The 20,890-nt window shown below is 71.6% G+C and carries 19 protein-coding genes; 12 read left to right on the top strand and 7 right to left on the bottom strand.

Annotated features, from left to right (window positions below; all coding sequences use genetic code 11):
• Positions 1-14: 14 nt before the first annotated feature.
• Together AC07EG_RS20435 and AC07EG_RS20440 are read right to left on the bottom strand one after the other, a co-directional pair.
• The gene (locus AC07EG_RS20435; RefSeq protein ID WP_478254711.1) at positions 15-1,004 is read right to left on the bottom strand and encodes a zinc-binding dehydrogenase; all 990 of its coding nucleotides are present in this window, start codon (positions 1,002-1,004) and stop codon (positions 15-17) included.
• A gap of 35 nt (positions 1,005-1,039) precedes the next feature.
• Complete coding sequence (locus tag AC07EG_RS20440) at positions 1,040-1,375, bottom strand: MerR family transcriptional regulator (RefSeq protein ID WP_478254712.1); 336 nt, start codon at positions 1,373-1,375, stop codon at positions 1,040-1,042.
• Between the two features lie 117 nt (positions 1,376-1,492).
• Here AC07EG_RS20440 and AC07EG_RS20445 point away from each other — a divergent pair, with 117 nt between their 5' ends.
• On the top strand, positions 1,493-2,158 hold the full coding sequence (locus AC07EG_RS20445; protein WP_478254713.1) for a TetR/AcrR family transcriptional regulator: 666 nt from the start codon (positions 1,493-1,495) through the stop codon (positions 2,156-2,158).
• 8 nt (positions 2,159-2,166) lie between these two features.
• Here AC07EG_RS20445 and AC07EG_RS20450 read toward each other — a convergent pair whose 3' ends face one another.
• On the bottom strand, positions 2,167-4,296 hold the full coding sequence (locus AC07EG_RS20450; protein ID WP_478254714.1) for an MMPL family transporter: 2,130 nt from the start codon (positions 4,294-4,296) through the stop codon (positions 2,167-2,169).
• 136 nt (positions 4,297-4,432) lie between these two features.
• Here AC07EG_RS20450 and AC07EG_RS20455 point away from each other — a divergent pair, with 136 nt between their 5' ends.
• Positions 4,433-6,490, top strand: a complete 2,058-nt coding sequence (locus AC07EG_RS20455; protein WP_478254715.1) for a penicillin acylase family protein — start codon at positions 4,433-4,435, stop codon at positions 6,488-6,490.
• 54 nt (positions 6,491-6,544) lie between these two features.
• On the opposite strand, the gene AC07EG_RS20460 is transcribed toward AC07EG_RS20455, so the two are convergent.
• The 3 genes from AC07EG_RS20460 to AC07EG_RS20470 form a co-directional block, all read right to left on the bottom strand.
• Positions 6,545-7,534, bottom strand: a complete 990-nt coding sequence (locus tag AC07EG_RS20460) for a hypothetical protein (RefSeq protein ID WP_478254716.1) — start codon at positions 7,532-7,534, stop codon at positions 6,545-6,547.
• Complete coding sequence (locus AC07EG_RS20465; RefSeq protein ID WP_478254717.1) at positions 7,531-8,031, bottom strand: sigma-70 family RNA polymerase sigma factor; 501 nt, start codon at positions 8,029-8,031, stop codon at positions 7,531-7,533. Before AC07EG_RS20465 ends, AC07EG_RS20460 begins: the two co-directional genes overlap by 4 nt.
• Positions 8,032-8,101: 70 nt before the next feature.
• Positions 8,102-9,121 carry a hypothetical protein gene (locus AC07EG_RS20470; RefSeq protein ID WP_478254718.1) on the bottom strand — a complete coding sequence of 340 codons (1,020 nt, stop codon included), beginning with the start codon at positions 9,119-9,121 and terminating at the stop codon, positions 8,102-8,104.
• A 95-nt stretch (positions 9,122-9,216) separates the two neighbouring features.
• Between AC07EG_RS20470 and AC07EG_RS20475 the strand changes: the two genes are divergently transcribed.
• A complete protein-coding gene (locus tag AC07EG_RS20475) occupies positions 9,217-9,843 on the top strand; it encodes a TetR/AcrR family transcriptional regulator (protein ID WP_478254719.1) in 627 nt (208 codons plus the stop codon).
• 3 nt (positions 9,844-9,846) lie between these two features.
• Here AC07EG_RS20475 and AC07EG_RS20480 read toward each other — a convergent pair whose 3' ends face one another.
• The gene (locus AC07EG_RS20480) at positions 9,847-10,905 is read right to left on the bottom strand and encodes a LacI family DNA-binding transcriptional regulator (protein ID WP_478254720.1); all 1,059 of its coding nucleotides are present in this window, start codon (positions 10,903-10,905) and stop codon (positions 9,847-9,849) included.
• Between the two features lie 190 nt (positions 10,906-11,095).
• Between AC07EG_RS20480 and AC07EG_RS20485 the strand changes: the two genes are divergently transcribed.
• The 9 genes from AC07EG_RS20485 to AC07EG_RS20525 all read left to right on the top strand — a co-directional run bounded on the left by AC07EG_RS20485 (position 11,096) and on the right by AC07EG_RS20525 (position 20,886).
• Positions 11,096-12,376, top strand: a complete 1,281-nt coding sequence (locus tag AC07EG_RS20485; protein ID WP_478254721.1) for an ABC transporter substrate-binding protein — start codon at positions 11,096-11,098, stop codon at positions 12,374-12,376.
• Entirely contained in the window at positions 12,376-13,302 is a 927-nt protein-coding gene (locus AC07EG_RS20490; protein WP_478254722.1) for a carbohydrate ABC transporter permease, read from the top strand. The genes AC07EG_RS20485 and AC07EG_RS20490 overlap by 1 nt, the downstream gene beginning before the upstream one ends.
• Before the next feature lie 9 nt (positions 13,303-13,311).
• The gene (locus AC07EG_RS20495) at positions 13,312-14,199 is read left to right on the top strand and encodes a carbohydrate ABC transporter permease (protein WP_478254723.1); all 888 of its coding nucleotides are present in this window, start codon (positions 13,312-13,314) and stop codon (positions 14,197-14,199) included.
• 17 nt (positions 14,200-14,216) lie between these two features.
• Entirely contained in the window at positions 14,217-15,593 is a 1,377-nt protein-coding gene (locus tag AC07EG_RS20500; RefSeq protein WP_478254724.1) for a GH1 family beta-glucosidase, read from the top strand.
• A 312-nt stretch (positions 15,594-15,905) separates the two neighbouring features.
• On the top strand, positions 15,906-17,141 hold the full coding sequence (locus tag AC07EG_RS20505; RefSeq protein WP_478254725.1) for a class I SAM-dependent methyltransferase: 1,236 nt from the start codon (positions 15,906-15,908) through the stop codon (positions 17,139-17,141).
• The gene (locus tag AC07EG_RS20510; RefSeq protein WP_478254726.1) at positions 17,138-17,935 is read left to right on the top strand and encodes a glycosyltransferase family protein; all 798 of its coding nucleotides are present in this window, start codon (positions 17,138-17,140) and stop codon (positions 17,933-17,935) included. Before AC07EG_RS20505 ends, AC07EG_RS20510 begins: the two co-directional genes overlap by 4 nt.
• Positions 17,932-18,585, top strand: coding sequence for a PIG-L deacetylase family protein (locus AC07EG_RS20515; protein ID WP_478254727.1), 654 nt, complete (start codon positions 17,932-17,934; stop codon positions 18,583-18,585). The genes AC07EG_RS20510 and AC07EG_RS20515 overlap by 4 nt, the downstream gene beginning before the upstream one ends.
• 4 nt (positions 18,586-18,589) lie before the next feature.
• A complete protein-coding gene (locus AC07EG_RS20520) occupies positions 18,590-19,612 on the top strand; it encodes an NAD-dependent epimerase/dehydratase family protein (RefSeq protein WP_478254728.1) in 1,023 nt (340 codons plus the stop codon).
• The gene (locus AC07EG_RS20525) at positions 19,609-20,886 is read left to right on the top strand and encodes a DUF4910 domain-containing protein (RefSeq protein WP_478254729.1); all 1,278 of its coding nucleotides are present in this window, start codon (positions 19,609-19,611) and stop codon (positions 20,884-20,886) included. The genes AC07EG_RS20520 and AC07EG_RS20525 overlap by 4 nt, the downstream gene beginning before the upstream one ends.
• Positions 20,887-20,890: the final 4 nt, after the last annotated feature.

Raw genomic sequence — 20,890 nt, forward strand, 5'->3', positions numbered from 1 at the left:
GCCGCTGGACTGCGTCAGCGCCAGGGATCGAGGGCGTGCTTGCCGACGGTCTGTCCACTTTCGAGTTGCCGCAGCACTGCCGGGCCGTCGGCCAGCGGGTGGACCCGCGGGGTGCCGGGCGGGTACACGCCCGCGGCGATGAGTGCTTCGAGCTCGGCCAGCAGCGACTGGTACAGGGCGGGCGCCGCGGCGGCCAGCGCGCCGATGTGCAGGCCCTTGACCTGGACCTGGTGGGTGAAGACCAGGTCGTGCGTGCTCAGGGTGGCGTCGCCGGAAGCGGCGCCGAAGACGACGATCCGGCCGGTGAACGGTTTGGTGACCGACAGACTGGTACCGAACGTGGCCCGTCCCACCGATTCCAGGACCAGGTCGACCCGGCGGCCGAGTTCCGCGGCCAGTCCGGGGCGGGCGCTGTCCAGCACTTCGCCGGCGCCGAGCGCTTTGACGGTGTCGTGCTTGGCGGGTGACGCCGTGGCGAGCACGTGGGCGCCGTAGTGGCGAGCGAGGCGGACCGCGGCCTGCCCCACGCCTCCGGCCGCGGCGTGGACGAGCACCACTTCACCGGCTTCGAGGCGGCCGAGGGGCTTCAGCGCCGCCAAGGCGGTGGCCCAGTTCAGCACCAGGCCGAGGGCTTCGGCGTCGCTCCACCCGGCGGGTACGGGGAGGACTCCGGCGGCGGGCATCGTCATGAACTGCGCGAAGGCGCCCGGGCCGACGCCGACGACGTGGGTGCCCAGCGGCCAGGGGTCGCCGACGCCCGGGCCGACGCCCACGATCTCCCCGGCGGCTTCGAAGCCCGCCACGTAGGGTGCCCGCGGGCCGCCTCCGTAGGTCCCGCGGGTCTGCATGACGTCGGCGAAGTTGATCCCGGCGGCACCCACGCGGACCAGGTACTCGCCGGGCCCCGGCACGGGACGGCGCCGATCGGCGGTCAGCGTCAGGTCCGCCGGCCCCCGATCGGACCGCTGCACCAGTGCTCGTCCGGTCTGTTCGTTGTTCTGCACGCGCCGAACGTAGGAGCTTCACACCTGCGTCAAGGTCAAGCGCCGGTGCGGCGGGCCTCCCGCAGGTAGTCCTCGAGTGCCGCCTGCTGCTCGCTGAGCGCGGCGATGCGCGCGGCCAGCCGATCGCGATGGGCCTGCACCTCGCGCAGGAACGCCACGCCCGTGTTCCCGTCGGCGGCCTCCCCGGCCAAGCGCAGGGGCAGCCCGGATTCCAGCAGCGAGCGGATGACGAGCACCCGGTCGATGGTGGACCGGCAGTAGTCGCGGAAGCCGTTGCCGCAGCGGCCGGGCACGATCAGGCCCGCTTCCTCGTAGTGCCGCAGGGAACGCGCGCTCACGCCGCTGATCCTGGCGGCTTCGCCGATCTTCATGGCCGGAGCAACGTCCGGCCGTGCTCCGGTCTTCCGCTTCGCGGAGCACCCGGCACCGCGCTCCTGTCCCTGGGTGACACAATGTCACTCCTTCCCAGCGTGACGAGGTGTGCAGCCATGGCCGAGCGGACGACGGACGAGCACAAGACGGGTGGCATGAGCGACCGGCGCCGTCACCGGCTCCAGCTGGAGATCTCCCGGGAGGCCGCGAACCTGTTCTGGCAGCACGGGGTGGCCGGCACCACCGGCGAGCAGATCGCCGACGCGGTCGGGCTGTCGGTGCGCACGATCTGGCGGCACTTCCGCAGCAAGGAAGCCTGCGCCGAGCCGATCGTCGCGCAGAACGTGGACAAGTTCGTCGACCTGCTCCAGGACTGGCCACCGGAGCGCTCCATGCTCGACCACCTCGCCACCAAGGTGGGCAGGCGGCAGAAGGACGAGCCGCCGTTCGACCCGGACGACATCGCGGCGATGAAGATGATCGTGCTGGGCAAGACCGAACCGGCGTTGCGCACCGCCTGGCTGATGGCCTGCCACCAGGCCGAGGGGAAGCTGGCCGGGCTCGTCGCCGAGCGGCTGGGGCGCTCCCCCGGCGACTTCGAGGTCAGGCTCCAGGTGGCGGAGGCCGGTGCGGTCCTGCGTGTGCTGAACGAGGAGGTCAGCGAGCAGTACCTCGCCGGTGTCAGCCTCGACGAGCTCAGGAGGCCGCAGGGACGGCTCGCGCGGGCCCTGCGGGCCGCCGCCGGTGGCGGGGTGATCGGCCACCCCGCCACCGGCGGCTGAGCACGGCGTCAGGGCACGAGCGCCGGGCCGGGCCGGTCCGCCAGCGCACCGCCTTCGACGTCGAGGGCGGGGAGCCAGCGCAGCCAGCGGGGCAGCCACCACGCGCGTTCGCCGAGCAGCGCCAGCGCGGCGGGCACCAGCACCATGCGGACCAGGAACGCGTCCACCAGGATGCCCGACGCCAGCGCGAAGGCGATCGACTTGAGCGTGGCGTTGTCGGCGGGCACAAAACCGGCGAAGACCGAGAACATGATCAGCGCCGCGGCGACCACGACCGGGGCCGCCTGCCGGAAGCCGGACACGACGGCGTCGCGGGCCCGCACCCCGCGGTGGTGCGCCTCGTGCATCTGCGACACCAGGAAGACCTGGTAGTCCATGGCGAGCCCGAAGAGGATGCCGACCACCATGATCGGTGTCAGGCTGGCCACCGGCCCGACGGTGCCGAGGCCGATCGCGCCGGCCAGCCAGCCCCACTGGAACACCGCGGTGGTCGCGCCGAGTGCCGCGCCGATGGTCAGCAGGAAACCGAGCACGCCGATCAGCGGCACCAGCACCGACCGGAACACCAGCACGAGCAGCAGCAGCGCCAGGCCGACGACCACCACCAGGTAGACCGGCAGCGCGTCGTCGAGGCTCTTCGCCACGTCCAGGCTCACCGCGGTGGGCCCGGTCACCGAAGCCTCCGCCCCGGGCAGATCGGCCAGTGCCGTCCGCAGGGCGGCGACCAGTTCCCTGGTGGCTTCGCTGGTGGGGCCGGATTCCGGGACGACGGTGAGCAGCGCGGCGGTGCCGTCGGCGTTCGGCGCGGCGGGTGAGACGGCGGCGACGCCGTCCAGTGGCCGGATCGCTCCCGCGGCCAGGGCGGCCGCCGCGGGCGCGTTGCCGCCCTCGACCAGGACGGCCAGCGGGCCGTTCATCCCCTCGCCGAAGTTCTCGGCGATCAACTGCTCGGCACGGGCCTGCGTGGTCCCCTCGGGCGGCGGCGCGATGAGCGCGGTCTGCAGGGAGAACAGTGGCACGGCGACGATTCCCAGCCCCACCACGGTCACCAGCAGCGCGAGCACCCGGCCCCGGACGAGGCCCTTCGCCCAGCCGCGGTAGAAGCCGCGTTCGGCGGAGCCGGCCCGGCGCCGGGGAAGGATGCGCTCGCCGACGTAGCTGAGCACGGCGGGAACGAGCGTGACGGCGATGAGCACGGCCACCACGACGGTCGCGGCCGCGGCGACGCCCATCTGGGTCAGGAACGGAATGCCCACGACGGCGAGGCCGACCAGGGCGATGACCACCGTGAGCCCGGCCGTGACGACCGCGGAGCCCGCGGTGCCCGCCGCCGTGGCGATGGCGGGGCCCACCTCGGCGCCGCCGCGCACCTCCTGCCGGAACCGGTTGATGATGAACAGCGCGTAGTCGATTCCGACGGCCAGCCCCAGCATCGTGGCCAGGACCGGCGTCGTGGCCTGGAGTTCGGCGAAGCCGGTGGCGATGGTGATGCCGAGCGCGCCGATGCCGACCCCGATCCCGGCGGTGAGCAGGTTCATCCCGGCCACCACCAGCGAGCCGTAGGTGACCGCCAGCACCAGGAGGGCGGCGGCCACCCCGACGACTTCGGCGAGGTGCCCCGAGTCCTCCACCTCGGTCATGGCTTCCCCGGTGACCTCGACGGTCAGGCCGGTCGCGCGGGCGTTGCCTGCCGCGGTGAGCACGGCCTCCCGCTGCTCGGGCGTGACTTCGATGACCGGGGTGGTGAAGGTGACGGTGCTGTAGGCGGTTTCGAGTTCGGGGTCGACCGCGGGAGCCGACGGCTGGAGCGGGTCGCTGACCGCGGCCACCCCCGGCACGGCGCCGAGCTCGGCGATGAGCCCGTGGACGGCCGCGGCCCGCCCCGGGTCGGTCAGGCCCCGTGCTTCCGGCGTGCGGACGACGACCTTGGCGGTGGCGCCACGGGAGCCGAACTCGTCCTCGATGCGCTCGAGGGCCGTGGTGGATTCCTGACCCGGGATGGACACCGTGGTCGACGTGGTACCGGCCAGCGTGCTCGCACCGATCGCGGTGCCCGCGAGCACCAGCAGCCACACCGAGATGACCAGCAGTCGGTGGCGGTGCGCGCCGAAGCCGATGCGGTAGAGCAAGCGTGCCATGAATTCCTGGGCCTTTCCGGGTCGGGTTCACGAGGCGCGGCGGGTGGCGTCCTCTGTCACTTAGTGACATGATGCCACTCAAGGACAGGACGTGCCAAACCGGGCGCGCGTCGGGCGATTCGTCGATGGAGGCTGCATGCCGGAGGAGAACAGCGTTCCCCGCAGGACCGTGTTGCGCGGGGCGGCGGGTGCCGCGGCACTGGTGACGACGACGGCCCCGGCCACCGCCGCGGCGGGGCCCGGCCGGGAACCGAGGAGGACACGGGTGCGGATCACCTGGGACCGGTGGGCGGTCCCGACCATCGTGGGCGCGGACGAGTTCGAAGTCACCCACGGCGTCGGCTACGCCCAGGCGCGGGCCAACGCGAGCCAGATCCTGGAGGTCTACGGTGTCGCCCGCGGCGGGGCCGCCGCGCTCTGGGGCCCGGACTTCCTGGACGAGGACGAGTTCACCGCCAAGCTCGGGCTGAGCGCCATGACCGAGGTGTGGTTGCGTGCGCAGGCACCGGAAACCCGGCGGCGCATCGCCTCCTTCTGCGACGGCTTCAACGCCGCGTGCGCGGAGAACACCGCCCTCGGCGGGGCACGGCGAGCGGTGCTGCCGGTCGTGCCCCGGGACGTGATCGCGCACCTGCTGCGGGTCTTCGTGCGGTTCACCACCATGGACCCGCGTGGGCTGGCGTTCCCGCCGGAGCAGTTCGCCGGCTCGGCCGGTTCGAACGGCTGGGCGGTGTCCGGCAAGCGATCCGCCACCGGCCACGCCATGCTGGTGATCAACCCGCACCTGGTGTGGCGGGGCTACCAGCGGTTCTTCGAATTCCGCACGCGCCACCCCGGGCGCGAGTTCCACGGTGCCGCGCTGCTGGGGCTGCCCTGGCAGAACATGGGGTACAGCCCGGCCCTCGGCTGGGGGCACACGGTCAATCCCGTGCCGAACATGTCGGTCTACGACCTCGGGCTCACCGGCGACCGGTACACCTTCGACGGCAGGCAGCGTGAACTGGAGGTGACCGAGCACCGGATCGAGGTGCTCGGCGCCGAACCGGTCACGGTGCTCGAACGGCGGAGCGTCCACGGCCCGGTGGTGACCGCGCCGGACGGCACGGAGGTCGCCGTGCGCATCGCCGGTGTGCTGCACCACCCGGCGACGTCGGCGCTGGAGGGCTGGTGGCGGATGTCGCTGGCCACCAGCGTCGAAGAGCTGTTCGCCACCCACGACGAAGCGCCGCTGCCGCTGTTCAACGTGATCGCCGCGGACGCGCGGGGGTCGATCGGCGCCCTGTACTGCGGCACCCCGCCGGTGCGGGACGACTTCGCCGCCGGCACGCGCCGCCTCCCCGGTGACGACCCCCGGTGGCGCTGGGAACGGGTCCACCCGGCGAGCGCGATGCCGCGGGTGATCAACCCGGAGTGCGGGTGGGTGCAGAACTGCAACGAGACGCCCTGGCTCTACACCTCGCCACCGCTGGACGCCCGGGCGTGGCCGTCCGGGATCGCCCCCGGCGTCGAACAGGTCGACGACTTCCGCCCGATCGCCTCCCGGAACTGGCTCCGCACGCAGCGGAAGATCACCCCGGACGAGCTGCGCGGCCTGAAGTTCAGCAAGCGCGCGCTGCTGGCCGACGCCGTGCTCGACGACCTGTGCCGGGCCGCCGCGGCGGAGCCGGACCTGCGGGACGCGGTGGCGGTGCTGCGCCGCTGGGACCGGTGCGCCCACTCCGACAGCGGCGGTTACCCGCTGTTCTACCTGTGGAGCGTGCTCAACATCGAGGGCATCGGCAGCAAGGCGTTGTTCGCCCACGTGCCCGAACCCGGTGGCGTGCCCCGCGGCCTGGCGGACCCGGCCGCGGGCGTGGCCACCCTGCGCCTGGCCAAGAAGGCGTTCGCCGACGCCGGGGTGCCGCTCGGCCTCTCCATCGGGCGGGCTCTCACCCTGGGCGCCGGCAGGGACGCGATCCCCGCCGACGGCGGTTCCGGTGTGGTCGGTGTGCTGAAGTCCTTCGAAGTCGCGCTCACCGCGGAGGGCTTCGAGAAGGTCCTCGGTGACACCTGGGTTTCCCTGGTCCAGTTCCGCCCGAAGGGCCGGACCAGCGCCGAAAGCGTGCTCGTCTACGGCAACACCACGGAACCGGGTGCGCCGCCGTCGAAGAACCAGTACGCGGTGTGGGCCGCGGATCGCCTGCGCACCAGCTGAACCGCGGCCCCGCCACCCGGGCGACGGGTGGCGGGGCCACGTGCGGCCGGGCCGTTATCCCGCCCGCACGCCTTCGGCGATCCTGATCAGTTCGTCGCCGGTGACCGGTTCGGCCGCCTGCACCTGCACCCCCACGCCTTCCAGTTCCGGCACCGACAGCGCGGAACCCTGGTTGTAGAAGAACCCGCTCACCCCGCGGACGACGGTGGACCGGCCGGTGGGCGCCGGACTCGGCTCGCCCAGCGAAATGGTGAACCGCTGCTGTTCGACCACGGCGCATTCGGTGGTGATGCCGTCCTCGGTGCGGCAGTCGCCGACCCGCGGCGGCACGGGCGGTCCGACCGAGACGTACAGCCGCCGGACGGGGTGGACGCCGGTGCCGACCTCCACGCCGGTGATCTCGGCCCCCGCGGGCAGGTGCGCCAGCGTGATCCGCGGATCGATCCGGTCACCGGCCCGCTCTCGCAGCGAATCGGCGACCTGCACCGCGGTTTGGCGCGCGGCGGGCTGCGTGGCCGGTCCGCCCGGGCGCGACGTGCCGTACTCGACCTCCGCCCAGCGCCCGGAGGGCAGCTGGAGCTTCACCAGCGAGCGGGTGGGCGCGTCGGCCACCGCCGCCGGACGGCCGCCGACGGACAGCTGCTGCCAGCCCGGCAGGTCCAGCCGCGGTGGGCGGCCGAGGCCGGTCAGCTCGATCCGCAGGTAGACCCCGGCCGGAGTGGAGTAGTGGATCGACTCCGCGTCCCGCCCGAGCAGCAGCGCCGGATCGGTCAGCCCCGGCGGCACCCAGTCCAGGTCCAGGCTGGTCCGCCACTCCCCTGCGCCCGACGCGACCGTGGCCGGTGGTTCCGCGCGCTGCCCGGCGAGGGTGACGCCGAGCAGCAGGGCGAGCACCAGCACGGCGGCACCGGCCATCCGCTGCGCCCGGCCCCGCCGGCGGCGCCGGTCGATGCCGCCGCGAATGCCCTCCAGTACCCGGGCGGCGTCGGGCACTCGTTCGCTGTCGGCCTCGAAAACGGCGGACACCTGCGATGGCATGTTCATCGGCTCTCCTCGGCCATGGCGGGCGCGTGCTGCGTGCGCAACGCAGCCAGCGCCCGTGCTCGGTAGACGCGGACGGAGGCGGCGGAACAGCCGACCAGTTCGGCGATCGCGGGATCGCCGAGACCTTCGTAGAAACCCAGCACCAGCACCGCCCGCTGCTTGGGCGGCAGCTCGGCGAGCCGCTGGGCCAGTGCCGACCGTTCCACCGCCGCCACGGCGTGATCGGCCACCGGTGCCTGGGCCAGCTCCCCGGCCCGGCGGGCCAGCAGCCCCGCCTGGCGCCCGCAGCGGCGGCGCCAGGACAGGTACTCGGTGGTGATCATCCGCTTGACGTAGTGCTCCGGCGAGTCCATCGCGCCGATCCGGCGCCAGCGGGCGTGCGCCCGGACCAGCGCGTCCTGCACCACGTCCTGGGCGAGTTCACGCTGACCGGTCAGCGCGGCGGCGTACCGGAGGAACCCCGGCAGCCGGTCAGCCACGAACTGTTCGAACTCCACGCTTGGACCGTCCTTCCCGACTGGAACACTGGTGGAGAAACGTCACGAGCGGGCCGTGGCGCAACACCGATCAGTCGCGGTAGTGGCCGGCCACCGCGGTGAAGGCGGCCTTGGGTTCCCACGGCATGCCCGGATAGGTGTCGCCGGTGCCGTCTTCGAGGACCTTGACGATGCCGAGGCTGGCCAGGTCCAGGTCGCGGCGGGGGTCGCCGGGACGGTGCGGGTAGTCGTAGAGCGCGAAGAGGTGGACGAAGGCGCCGTCGACACCCGCGGCGTCGAAGACCTCCAGCAACTCCCGCAGGTAGGTGGCCTGTCCGGCCTCGTCGCGGTCGTACTCCCCGTTCAGCCGGACCGGGCGGCCGGTCTCGTCGTGTTCGACGATCTCCATGCTGCGCGGCGCCGTGTCACCGGAGCCGCGCCAGGTGGCCGTGCCGAAACCGGTGATCGCGACGGGTTTCCCCTGCGCCACGAGCTTGCGCACGCCTTCGGCGAACCGGTCGGCCACCTCGGCGGATCGGATCAGCTCGACCGACATGAAGTCGAAGGGGGTCCAGTCGATCCGCTCGAACGGGATGCAGGCGTAGGTGAGCTTTCCGTGGAAGTGCTCGCGGACCGTGGTCACGGCCTCGCCGAGGAAGTCGTCGAGGCGGGCGCTCGCCTCGGCGGTCCGCTCACCGATGGCGTCGGGCCGGCTGAACAGGCGGCCGAGCCGCTCGGTGATGGTGTCGCCGGGCAGGAACCCCCTGGCCATGAGGCTCAGCTCGACGCCGGTGACGAACACGACTTCGGCGCCCGTCCGCCGGACCCGCTCGGCCCGCTGCGCGCAGTCGGCGAACAGCGACAGCATCTCCGGGGGCGTCAGGTCCAGCGGGTAGGGCGAGAACCAGACCTCCAGGCCGAGTCCGGCGGCGCAGCGGGCCGCCAGTTCCAGCCGCTCGGGATCGCCGCCGACCAGGTGCACGGCGTTGCAGTGCAGGTCGTCCCGGATGATGGCCAGTTCCCGCTCGACCAGCTCGGGGTCGAAGCCCTTCCGGGAGATCTCACCGTTGCTGAGGAAGCCGGTGTCGTAGGCAATGCCCTTGGCCCGCATGAGTTCGTCCTTTCGTGTGGGACCTCGAGAGTAAGCGGGAAACTTGCGTGCACGCAAGTTTGCGTCCACGCAGATTCGCTGGAATACTGCGGTTCGTGACGACACGGCGGCCGGGGCTGCGTGAACAGAAGAAGCAGGCCACCAAGGAGGCGTTGCGCGAGGCAGCGCTGCGGCTGGCCCTGGCGCACGGGCCCGAGAACGTGCGCGTCGACGACATCGCCGAGGCGGCCGGAGTCTCGCCGAGGACCTACAACAACTACTTCTCCAGTCGTGAACAGGCGATCGTCGCGGCTGTCACCGCCGAACGGGAAGCACGGATAGCGGCCGCGGTGACCGCGCGGCCCGCTGGAGTCGGCCTCGCCGAGGCGGTGGCCGACGCGGTCGTGGAGCAGTACACCGATCCCGGGGAACGCCATCGCGACGCGTTGCTGCTGATCACCACGCGTCCCGCGCTGCGTGACGCGTTCATCGGCACCACCAGCGCGCTCGAGGACCCCCTCACCGGTGCGATCACCCAGCGCCTCGGCGACCCGGAGACCGCCCGCGTGCTCGCCGCGAGCGTGGCCGCCGCGATCCGGGTCGCCCTCGGCCGATGGGTACCGGCGGAGGCACCCAGCGGCCTCGTCGTGCCGTCCGGCTCACTGCCCGGCCTGCTCCGCGCCGCACTCGCCCCCCTCGCTCCCGCCCTGGACGCAGCCGAGGAGCGAGCACGGCAGCGGTAAGCCTCACTCCCGCCACCGGCCGCCAGGAGCACCGCAGGAGTCGCGGAGGATCAGGCGGGTGGGGAGCAGCACCGGCTGAGGGGGCGCCGCGTTTTCGATCATGTCCAGCAGCGCCGCGGCTGCCGCCGTGCCGAAGGCCGCCTTGTCCTGGGCGACCGTGGTGAGCGGGGGGTCGACCAGTGCCGCGACCTCGATGTCGTCGAAGCCGACCACGGCCAGGTCGGCGGGCACCCGCAAGCCGGCCGCGCGGGCGGCGAGCAGCGCGCCGATCGCCATTTCGTCACTGGCGGCGAACACGGCCGTCGGGGGGTCGTCCACGGCGAGCAGCCGCCGCGTTCCGGCGACCCCGCTCTCGCGGTAGAAATCCCCGGTGACCACGTAGTCGTCGCGCACCGGCAGGCCCGCGTCCGCCAATCCGCGCAGGTAGCCCTCGGTGCGGGCGGTGGCGGGCGCGTTGCCGCGCGGGCCGGTGAGCGTGGCGATCCGCTCGTGCCCGAGCGCGGCGAGGTGCCGGACGGCCTCGGCCGCGCCCGCGGCGTTGTCCGAAGTCACGTAGGTGGCCTTCTCCCCCGAAACAGCCACGTCGAGCGCCACGCACGGCAGCCCGGACTGGGCGAACGCGCCGAACGCCTCGGCGTCCGACCCGCTGTCGATCAGCACCAGCCCGGCCAGGTGGTGGCGGCGCGTCATGCCGACGTAGGCGATCGGATCGGCCAGCGACACACCGGGGGTGCGGTTGCGGGCGTCGTCGCTCGTCGCCAGCAGGAGCAGGTGGTAGCCGTGCGAGCTCAACGCGGATTTGAGGCCCAGCAACAGGTCCTGGAGGAACGGGTGCCGCCAGCCGGGGCGGCGGTGGTCGGTGTCCCAGACCAATCCGATCATCGCCGACCGCTGCCGCGACAACGCCCGCGCCGATTCGTTCGGCGAGAAGTCGAGTTCGCGGGCCACGCGCTCGACGCGTTCGCGGGTCGACGCGCTGACCGCGCCGGGGCGGTTGAACACCCGTGACACGGTGGCGACGGAGACCCCGCAGAGCGCGGCGACCTCGCGGGCGGTGACCATGCCGACCTCCTGCTTGTAACCGGTTACATGTCTAGCACATGATCTCAGACCTGGTAAAACCCCAATGTGCGTTATCGCTTCGTTACTTGACTAACCCGGACTGGGAGCGCTCTCATAGGGGCCACGTTTTCCCGCCCCGGCCGGTCCTGGCCGCGGTGTTCCAGTGCGCCCGCAGAACAACGGAGATCTCATGCGCCCGAAAACGAGAACCCGCCGCACCCGCCTGCTCACCGGGGTGTGCGCCACCCTGGCCGCGGTCACCGCGCTGAGCGCCTGCAGCGACAGCGGTGACGGCGGCAAGATCAAGCTCAGCCTCGGCCTCTTCGGCAAGTTCGGCTACACCGAATTGCTCGAGGAATACCAGGCTTCGCACCCGAACATCGAGATCACCGAGCGGACCGCGTCCTACTCGGACCACCACAAGAACCTCGCCGCGCACCTGGCGACCGGGGGCGGGGCCGCGGACATCGAGGCGGTCGACACCGGGTACGTCGCGCAGTTCAAGGCGACGCCGGACAAGTTCGTCGACCTCAACACCGTCGGCGGCGCCCAGCTCAAGGACCGCTGGCTGGACTGGAAGTGGGCCGCTTCCCTGGCCAGGGACGGCAAGCAGATCGGCTACGGCACCGACGTCGGCGGCCTGGCCATCTGCTACCGCCGCGACCTGCTCGAGGCCGCCGGACTGCCCGCCGACCGCGAAGCCGTCTCGGCGCTCTGGCCGACCTGGGAGGCGTTCTTCGAAACGGGCAAGCGCTTCCAGGCTTCGGCGCCGAACGGGGTCAAGTGGATGGACGGCGGCCCGACCGTGCTCAACGCGATCGTCGGCCAGGCCCCGACCGGTTACTACGACCAGAGCGACAAGCTGGTCGTCGACAGCAACCCGGCGCTGCGGGCGGGCTGGGACCTGGTCGTCGGCGCGGTGCAGGCGAACCTCTCGGCCGGGCTGCTCTACAGCACGCCCACCTGGGACACCGGCTTCAGCCAGGGCCAGTTCGCCACCGTCACCTGCCCGGCCTGGATGATGACCAAGATCAAGGACAAGGCGCCGGACACCGCGGGCAAGTGGGACGTCGCGGCCGTGCCCGGCGGGGGCGGCAACTGGGGTGGCTCGTACCTGACCGTGCCCAAGCAGGGCAAGCACACCAAGGAAGCCGCCGAGCTCGCCGCGTGGCTGACCGCGCCCGAACAGCAGGCGAAGGTGTTCACCAGCGAAGGGCTGCTGCCCTCGGCGCCGTCGCTCTACGACGACCCGAAGATCGCCGGCTACACCAACCCGTTCTTCAACAACGCCCCCGTCGGCAAGCTGTTCACCGACGCGGCCAAGCAGCTGCAGCCGCAGTACCAGGGCCCGAAGGCCGGTGACGTGCAGACGGAGTTCGGCAACGCGATGCAGCGCGTCGAACAGGGCAAGCAGGACGGCGCGGCGGCCTGGCAGCAGCTGGTCGGTGACGTCGGGAAGCTCCAGAGCTGATGGCCGCACCGTCGCGGTGGGCCGACCGGCGCCACCACTGGGACGTCAAGCTCTCGCCGTTCGGCTTCATCAGCCCGTACTTCCTGGTCTTCGGCGTCTTCGGGTTGTTCCCGCTGCTCTACACCGCCTGGGTGTCGCTGCAGGAGCGCAACCTGCTCGACGCCGAGGGCGCGTCGTTCGTCGGGTTCGCCAACTACGAGCAGTTGCTGTTCCACGACCCGTACTTCTGGAACGCGATGGGGAACACGGTCAGCCTGTGGCTGCTGACCACGATCCCGCAGATCCTGTTCGCGCTCGGCATCGCGCACCTGCTCAACCGCAGGCTGCGCGGGCGGACGCTGTTCCGGATGGGGATGATCCTGCCGAACATCACCTCGGTGGCGGCGGTGACGATCATCTTCGCGCAGTTGTTCGGCCGGGACTTCGGGCTGGTGAACTGGGTGCTGAGCTGGTTCGGCGCCGGTCAGATCGACTGGCAGGCAGGCACCGCCAGCTCGCACACCGCCATCGCGGCGATGGTGGTGTGGCGCTGGACCGGCTACCACGCGCTGATCTTCCTCGCGTCGATGCAGGCGATCCCGTCGAGCACGTACGAAGCCGCCACGCTCGACGGCGCGCGCAGCTGGCAGCAGTTCTGGCGGATCACCGTGCCGCTGCTGCGACCGCAGATCATCTTCTCCACGGTGATCGCGACGACCGGGAACATGCGGCTGCTCGCCGAGCCGCTGCTGTTCAACCCCGGCACCGCGGCCGCCACCGGCGGCTCCGACCGGCAGTTCCAGACCGCCGCGCTCTACCTCTACGAACAGGGCTTCACCAAGTACGACTTCGGCTACAGCTCGGCGATCGCGCTGGTGCTGGCGGCGGCCACGATGCTCGTCGCCGGCGTGTCGTACCTGGTGACCCGGCGCATCCGAACGGACTGAGGAGCGGACATGACCTCCGTGCTGACCCCCGCCGCGCCGGTGGGCTCCGACCGGCCGCCGAGCCGGGCCCGGCGGCTCGCCCGGCGGGTCGCGAGCCCGTGGACCTACGCGGCGCTGATCGCGATCCTGGCCGGTTCGGCGTTCCCGGTGTACTGGTCGCTGGTCGTCTCTTCGCAGACGCCGGAGGCGGTGGGCAGCGTGCCACCGGTCCTGGTGCCCGGCGGCCACCTGTTCGAGAACATCGCCCGGGTCTTCGACGAGACGGATTTCGCACTGGCGCTGGGGAACTCGCTCATCGTCGCGGGCACGATCACCGTTTCGGTGGTGCTGTTCTCGACGCTGGCGGGGTTCGCCTTCGCCAAGCTGCGCTTCCGCGGGCGCACCGCGTTGCTGCTCGTGGTGATCGCCACCCAGGCGATCCCCACCGAACTGGGCGTCGTGCCGCTCTACATGATGATGGCCGAATTCGGCTGGGCCGGGCAGTTGCAGGCGGTGATCGTGCCCGGCCTGGTCACCGCCTTCGGCGTGTTCTTCATGCGCCAGTACTTCGAGCGGGCGCTGCCGCTGGAACTGCTCGAAGCCGGGCGGATGGACGGCTGCGGCTCGCTGCGGCTGTTCTGGCACGTCGCCCTGCCCACCGCCCGCCCGGCCGCGGCGGTGCTCGGGCTGTTCACCTTCATGCAGGCGTGGAACGACTTCTTCTGGCCGCTGGTGGTGCTGGTACCGGAGAACCCGACCGTGCAGACCGCGCTGTCCACCCTGGCCAGCGGTTACACCACCGACTACACCCTCGTGCTCACCGCCGCGACCATCGGCACCGTCCCCGTCCTCGTCGTGTTCCTGCTGTTCGGCCGCCAGATCGTCGGCGGCATCATGCAGGGCGCGCTCAAGGGCTGACCTTCCCGGAGCTCACCGTGACTTCCACTTTCCCGCCCGGCTTCCGCTGGGGCGTGGCCACCTCGGCGTTCCAGATCGAGGGCGCCACCACCGCGGACGGCCGCGGACCGTCCATCTGGGACACCTTCGCCACCCTGCCCGGTGCGGTGGCCGGCGGTGACACCGGCGAACCGGCGGCGGACCACTACCACCGGCTGCCGCAGGACCTCGACCTGCTGACCGGGCTCGGCGTGGACGCCTACCGGTTCTCCGTGTCGTGGCCCCGCGTGCAGCCGTCCGGCCGCGGCCGGGCCGAACGCCGCGGTCTCGACTTCTACCGCCGCCTCGTGGAAGGGTTGCGGGACCGGGGGATCGAGCCGTTCCTGACGCTCTACCACTGGGACCTGCCGCAGGCCCTGGAGGACGGGGGCGGCTGGCGGGCACGCGGCACCGCCGAGCGGTTCGCCGAGTACGCGGCGCTGGTGCACCAGGAACTCGGTGACGTCGTCGACCACTGGACGACGCTGAACGAGCCGTACCCGTGCGCCATCGCGGGTTACGGCGAAGGACGGCACGCACCGGGCGCGCGGGAGGGGCACGGTGCGCTCGCCGCCGCCCACCACCTGCTGCTCGGCCACGGCCTGGCGGTACGGGCGATGCGGGCACAGGCGGCCTCCCGGCACCGGTTCGGGATCGTGCTCAACCAGTCCCCCGCCCTGCCGGTGACCTCGTCGGCCGCGGACACCGCCGCGGCCGAGCGGCAGGACACGCTGCTGCGCCGCCAGTTCACCGACCCGCTGTTCGGCGGCCGGTACGCGCCGGGGCTCACCGCGATGTTCGAGGGCGTGTCGGACTTTTCCTTCCGCCGCGACGGCGACCTCGAAACGATCGGGCAGCCGCTCGACTACCTGGGGGTCAACTACTACTACCGGCTCCACGTCGCCGACGCACCCCACCGCGAGCCGGACCCGGCCCGCCGCACGGCGGCCGACATCGGGGTGGACACCACCCGCCTGCCGGACGTGCCGCGGACGGGCATGGGCTGGCCGGTCGAGCCGGACGGCCTGACCGAGGCCCTGGTCGCCCTGCACCACCGCTACGCCGGGCTGCCACCGGTGTATGTCACCGAGAACGGCTGCGTGTACCCGGACCTCGTCGACGAGCGGGGCGGATTCGCCGACGAGCAGCGCATCACCTTCCTGCGCGAGCACCTCGAAGCGGCCAGGGCGGCCGTGGCGGCGGGGGTCGACCTGCGCGGGTACTTCTGCTGGTCGCTGCTGGACAACTTCGAATGGGCACACGGGTACAAGCACCGGTTCGGGCTGGTGCACGTCGACTACCCGACCCAGCGCCGCACCCCGCGGGCCAGCTACCACTGGTACCGCGACCACATCGCGGCACACCGGCAGAGCTGAGAGCGGCCGGCACACGGCGGTCTCGGCCGCTGCCGGGCACCCGGTCCACTTCGGAGAAATCAGCGACGCCACCGCGCCGTCCCGCGAGCGCACTCGCCGAAGATCGAAAATGATCCGGATGCGTTAGTGCGGAATGATGAATTCGGCGAACCGATACCTCGATTCCGCGCGCTGCCCGCACCCGGATGGCCGAAGGTGTTTGCGCCAATGGCCGAAACAACGGGAATCATCGGGGAACGTTTTCGGGACCGTGTAACGAGGGGGGCCGGGGCTCCGACGTGTCGGATACACGACGCGAGCCTAGGAGACTCGATGATCACCTGCCGACTCTGCGGCTCGGCCCCGCTCGCCGGCGTCGTCGACCTCGGGGCGACGCCACCCTGCGAGCGTTTTCTCACCGCGGCGCAACTCGGGGAACCGGAACCGGCCTACCCACTGCACCTGCGGATCTGCCCGGAATGCCTGCTCGCCCAGATTCCGCCGTTGATCACCCCCGAAGATACATTCACCGAATACGCCTACTTTTCGTCGTTTTCCACCTCCTGGGTCGAGCACGCCAGGAATTTCGTCGACGAGGCCGTCACGCGCCTCGATCTCGGCGAATCCGCGTTCGTCGTCGAAGTCGCCAGCAATGACGGCTATCTGTTGAAACACGTGCTGGAACGGCGGATCCGGTGCCTGGGCGTGGAACCCTCGGTGAACGTCGGTGAGGCCGCCCGGTCGGCCGGGGTGCCGACCAGGACCGCTTTCCTCAGCGCCGAAACGGGGCTCGAGGTCCGCGAGGAACACGGGCCCGCCGACCTCGTCGTCGCGAACAACGTCTACGCCCACATCCCGGACATCATCGGCTTCACCCGCGGCCTGCGCGCCCTCGTCGCCGAGGACGGCTGGGTCAGCATCGAGGTGCAGCACCTGCTGACGCTGATCCAGCAGAACCAGTACGACACCATCTACCACGAGCACTTCCAGTACTACACGGTGGAATCCGCGCGGCGAGCGCTTCGCAGCGGCGGGCTGTCCGTGGTGGACGTGGAGCAGTTGCCCACCCACGGGGGGTCGATCCGGCTGTGGGCCCGCCCGGACGCCGTGGCCGGCGAGCCGAGCCAGCGGATGCTGGCCGTGCTCGACGCGGAGAAGGCCGCCGGGTTGCACGAGATGCCGGGGTACACCGAATTCGCCGAACGGGTCACCAGGGTGCGGCTCGAACTGACCAAGTTCCTCACCGACGCGGCGCTCGAGGGCCGGACGGTCGTCGGCTACGGCGCTCCCGGCAAGGGCAACACGCTGCTGAACCACTGCGGTGTCCGCCCGGACGTGCTGCCCTACACCGTGGACCGCAACCCGTACAAGCACGGCCGGTACACCCCCGGCGCCCGGATCCCCATCCTGCCCCCGGAACGCCTCAACGCGGACCGGCCCGAATTCGTGCTCGTCCTCCCGTGGAACCTCCGCACGGAACTCACCGCCCAGCTGGCCTTCGTCGGCGAGTGGGGCGGAAAGCTCGTCTTCCCCATTCCACGCCTGGAAATCGTCGAGGTGCAGCAGTGAAGGTAGTTCTCTTCTGCGGCGGGTACGGCATGCGGATGCGCAATGGTGACGCCTCCGACGTGCCCAAGCCGATGGCCATGGTCGGACCGAGACCGCTGATCTGGCACGTGATGCGTTACTACGCGCATTTCGGCCACGACGAGTTCATCCTCTGCCTCGGTTACGGCGCGCACCACATCAAGGAATTCTTCCTGCACTACGAGGAAACCGCTTCCAACGACTTCGTGCTCCGGGGCGGCAAGACGGAACTGCTCTCCACCGACATCGCCGACTGGTCGATCTCCTTCGTGCAGACCGGACTCGAATCGGCCATCGGCGAACGGCTGCGCCGGGTGCGGGCGCACCTCGGCGGCGACGAGGTGTTCCTGGCCAACTACGCCGACGTCCTCACCGACGCCCCGCTGCCGGAGATGATCGAGCGGTTCACCGGCTCCGACGCCGGCGCCTCGATGATGGTGGTGCCACCGCAGTCCTCGTTCCACTGCGTGGAGCTGGGCGAGGGCGGCCGGATCGGGGCGCTGACCCCGGTCAGCGACATGCCGCTGTGGGAGAACGGCGGGTACTTCGTGCTCCGGCAGGAGATCTTCGACCACATCCCGCCCGGCGGGGACCTGGTCGCCGACGGCTGCGCCGAACTCGCCAAGCGCGGCAAGCTGCTCGCCTACCCCTACCGCGGGTTCTGGAAACCGACCGACACCGTCAAGGAACGCGTCCAGCTGGACGACGCCTACGCCCACGGCGAGCGCCCCTGGGCGCTGTGGGAGCGCGAGGCGGCACCGGCGGGCATCGCGTGATCGGCCTCGGTACCGGCGGGCTCGGCCGGGTCGTGGCGCTCGGCGCGCACTGCGACGACATCGCCATCGGCGCGGGCGGCACCCTGCTGACGTTGTGCGACGCCAATCCCGGCGTCCGGGTCGACGCCCTGGTGCTCTCCGGCGGCGGTACCGAACGGGAGGCCGAGGAACGCGCCGCGCTCGCCGCCTTCTGCCAGGGCGCCGACCTCGAGGTGACCGTGCTCAAACTGCCCGATGGCCGGTTCCCCGCGCACTGGGACGAGGCCAAGGAGGCGCTGGAGGACCTGCGGCGGCGCACCGATCCGGAGCTGGTCCTCTCCCCGCGCACGGCCGACGCCCACCAGGACCACCGCGGCCTGGCCACCCTGGTGCCCACGGTGTTCCGCACGCACCTCCAGCTGGAGTACGAGATCGCCAAGTGGGACGGCGACCTCGGCGGGCCCACCGCCTACGTCCCGCTCTCCCCCGAGCGCGCCGAGGAAAAAGCCCGGCTGCTGCGGGAAAACTACCCTTCGCAGCGCCACCGGCCCTGGTACGACCGGGAAGCCTTCCTCGGCCTCGCCCGCATCCGCGGCATCGAATGCGGGCAGCGCTACGCGGAAGCGTTCGACCTCAAGAAGCTGACGCTCGACCTCACCGCGAAAGGCTGATCACATGCGTGTGCTGCTGACCGGGCACCTCGGCTACCTGGGCACGGTGATGGCCCCGGTGCTGGCCGAAGCCGGCCACGAGGTGATCGGCCTCGACTCCGGCCTGTTCGACCGGTGCGTGCTGGGTCCCGCCCCGAGGGACCCCGGAGGCCACCGGGTCGACCTCCGCGACGTCACCGCCGAGCACGTGTCCGGGGTGGACGCCGTGATCCACCTCGCCGCGTTGTCCAACGACCCGCTGGGTTCACTGGCACCCGAACTGACCTACGACATCAACCACCACGCCTCGGTCCGGCTCGCCGCGCTGGCCAGGGAAGCCGGCGTCCGGCGCTACCTCTACGCCTCGACCTGCTCGGTCTACGGCGCCGCGGGCGGGGACGAGCTGGTCGGCGAAGACGCCCCGCTGCGCCCGGTGACGCCGTACGCCGAATCGAAGGTGCGGGTCGAGGACGACGTCCACGCCATGGCCGACGACGACTTCTCCCCCGTGTTCCTGCGCAACGCCACCGCGTTCGGCTTCTCCCCGCGCCTGCGCACGGACATCGTGCTGAACAACCTCACCGCCCACGCCCACGTTTCGGGGGAGGTGCGGGTGCTCTCCGACGGCACCCCGTGGCGTCCGCTGGTGCACGCCAGGGACATCGCGCGTGCCTTCACCGCCGCGCTGACCGCGCCGAAGGAGGCCGTGCACGGCCGGGCGTTCAACATCGGCACCGAGCGCAACAACGTGACCGTGGCCGAAATCGCGCAGCAGGTGGCCGAGGCCGCGCCCGGCGCCACCCTGCGGATCACCGGCGAGACCGGGGCCGACCCGCGCTCCTACCGCGTGGACTTCGCCCGGTTCCGCGAGGCGGTCCCCGGTTTCGACTGCGACTGGTCGGTCAAGGACGGCGCGCTCGAACTGATCCGCGCCTACCAGCTGCACGGCCTGACCGGAGCGGACTTCCGGCAGCGCTTCACCCGGCTGAGCACGCTCGAGGCGCGGACCGCCGCGGGTGAGATCGACGAAACACTGCGCCGCCGGTGACCGCGTACCGCGAGCTGGGCACCGGCGCCGACCTGCGTGCGCTGGTCGAGCGCCTCTACCCGCTCTGCCGCAGCATCACCGGCGACGGCGTCCGCCGCACGCTGGACATCCTCGGCGAGCACCTGCCGCTGCGGGTGCACGAGGTGCCGACCGGCACCGAGGTGCTGGACTGGACCGTGCCGCCGGAGTGGAACATCCGCGACGCCTACGTCAAGGACACCACCGGCCGCCGCGTCATCGACTTCGCCGAGTCGAACCTGCACGTGGTCGGCTACAGCGTGCCGGTGGCGCGGACGATGCCGCTGGCCGAACTGCGCGAGCACCTGCACACCCTGCCCGAGCACCCGTCCTGGGTGCCGTACCGGACCAGCTACTACGCCCCCGCCTGGGGGTTCTGCCTGGCGCAGGACGTGCTCGACGCGCTGCCGGACGGCGACTACGAGGTGTGCGTCGATTCGACGCTGGCCGACGGCCACCTGACCTACGCCGAGCACGTGGTCCCGGGACGGGTCGCCGACGAGGTGCTCATCTCGTGCCACACCTGCCACCCGTCGCTGGCCAACGACAACCTGGCGGGCATCGCGATCGCCGCCGCGTTCGCCCAGTCGCTGGAGGACCCGCACCACACCTACCGGTTCCTGTTCGCCCCCGGCACCATCGGCGCCATCACCTGGCTCGCGCGCAACCGCGAGCGCGCCGGCCGGATCACCGCCGGGCTGGTGCTGGCCTGCGCCGGTGATCCCGGCCCGCTGACCTACAAGCGGAGCCGCCGGGGTGACACCGAGATCGACCGCGTGCTGGAGCACGTCCTCGCCGGGCACGACCACCGGATCACCGACTTCTCGCCGTACGGCTACGACGAGCGCCAGTACTGCTCCCCCGGCTTCGACCTGGGTGTCGGTTCACTGACCAGGACGCCGTACGCGGGCTACCCCGAGTACCACACCTCCGCCGACAACCTCGATTTCCTGTCCACCGAAGCGATGGAGGAAACGCTCCGGACCCTGCGGGAGGTCCACGCCGTGCTCGACCGCAACCGGAGCTACGTCAACCTCAGCCCGTACGGCGAGCCGCAGCTCGGCAAACGGGGGCTCTACGGCTCGCTCGGCGGGCGCAGCGACGCCGAGCAAGCCCAGCTGGCCCTGCTCTGGGTGCTCAACCTCTCGGACGGCGAGCACGACCTGCTCGCCGTCGCCGAACGGTCCGGGCTGCCGTTCGACGCCATCGCGGCCGCCGCCGGGGCGCTGCACGAAGCCGGACTGCTCAAGGGGTGATGCC

Source organism: Amycolatopsis sp. NPDC045836 (assembly GCF_056431745.1).

Coding starts and splice junctions, on each gene's coding strand:
- AC07EG_RS20440 (WP_478254712.1), bottom strand. CDS start 1,375: ATGAAGATCGGCGAAGCCGCCAGGATCAGCGGCGTGAGCGCGCGTTCC.
- AC07EG_RS20445 (WP_478254713.1), top strand. CDS start 1,493: ATGGCCGAGCGGACGACGGACGAGCACAAGACGGGTGGCATGAGCGAC.
- AC07EG_RS20450 (WP_478254714.1), bottom strand. CDS start 4,296: ATGGCACGCTTGCTCTACCGCATCGGCTTCGGCGCGCACCGCCACCGA.
- AC07EG_RS20455 (WP_478254715.1), top strand. CDS start 4,433: ATGCCGGAGGAGAACAGCGTTCCCCGCAGGACCGTGTTGCGCGGGGCG.
- AC07EG_RS20460 (WP_478254716.1), bottom strand. CDS start 7,534: ATGAACATGCCATCGCAGGTGTCCGCCGTTTTCGAGGCCGACAGCGAA.
- AC07EG_RS20470 (WP_478254718.1), bottom strand. CDS start 9,121: ATGCGGGCCAAGGGCATTGCCTACGACACCGGCTTCCTCAGCAACGGT.
- AC07EG_RS20480 (WP_478254720.1), bottom strand. CDS start 10,905: ATGGTCACCGCCCGCGAGGTCGCCGCGCTCTGCGGGGTCTCCGTCGCC.
- AC07EG_RS20485 (WP_478254721.1), top strand. CDS start 11,096: ATGCGCCCGAAAACGAGAACCCGCCGCACCCGCCTGCTCACCGGGGTG.
- AC07EG_RS20490 (WP_478254722.1), top strand. CDS start 12,376: ATGGCCGCACCGTCGCGGTGGGCCGACCGGCGCCACCACTGGGACGTC.
- AC07EG_RS20495 (WP_478254723.1), top strand. CDS start 13,312: ATGACCTCCGTGCTGACCCCCGCCGCGCCGGTGGGCTCCGACCGGCCG.
- AC07EG_RS20505 (WP_478254725.1), top strand. CDS start 15,906: ATGATCACCTGCCGACTCTGCGGCTCGGCCCCGCTCGCCGGCGTCGTC.
- AC07EG_RS20520 (WP_478254728.1), top strand. CDS start 18,590: ATGCGTGTGCTGCTGACCGGGCACCTCGGCTACCTGGGCACGGTGATG.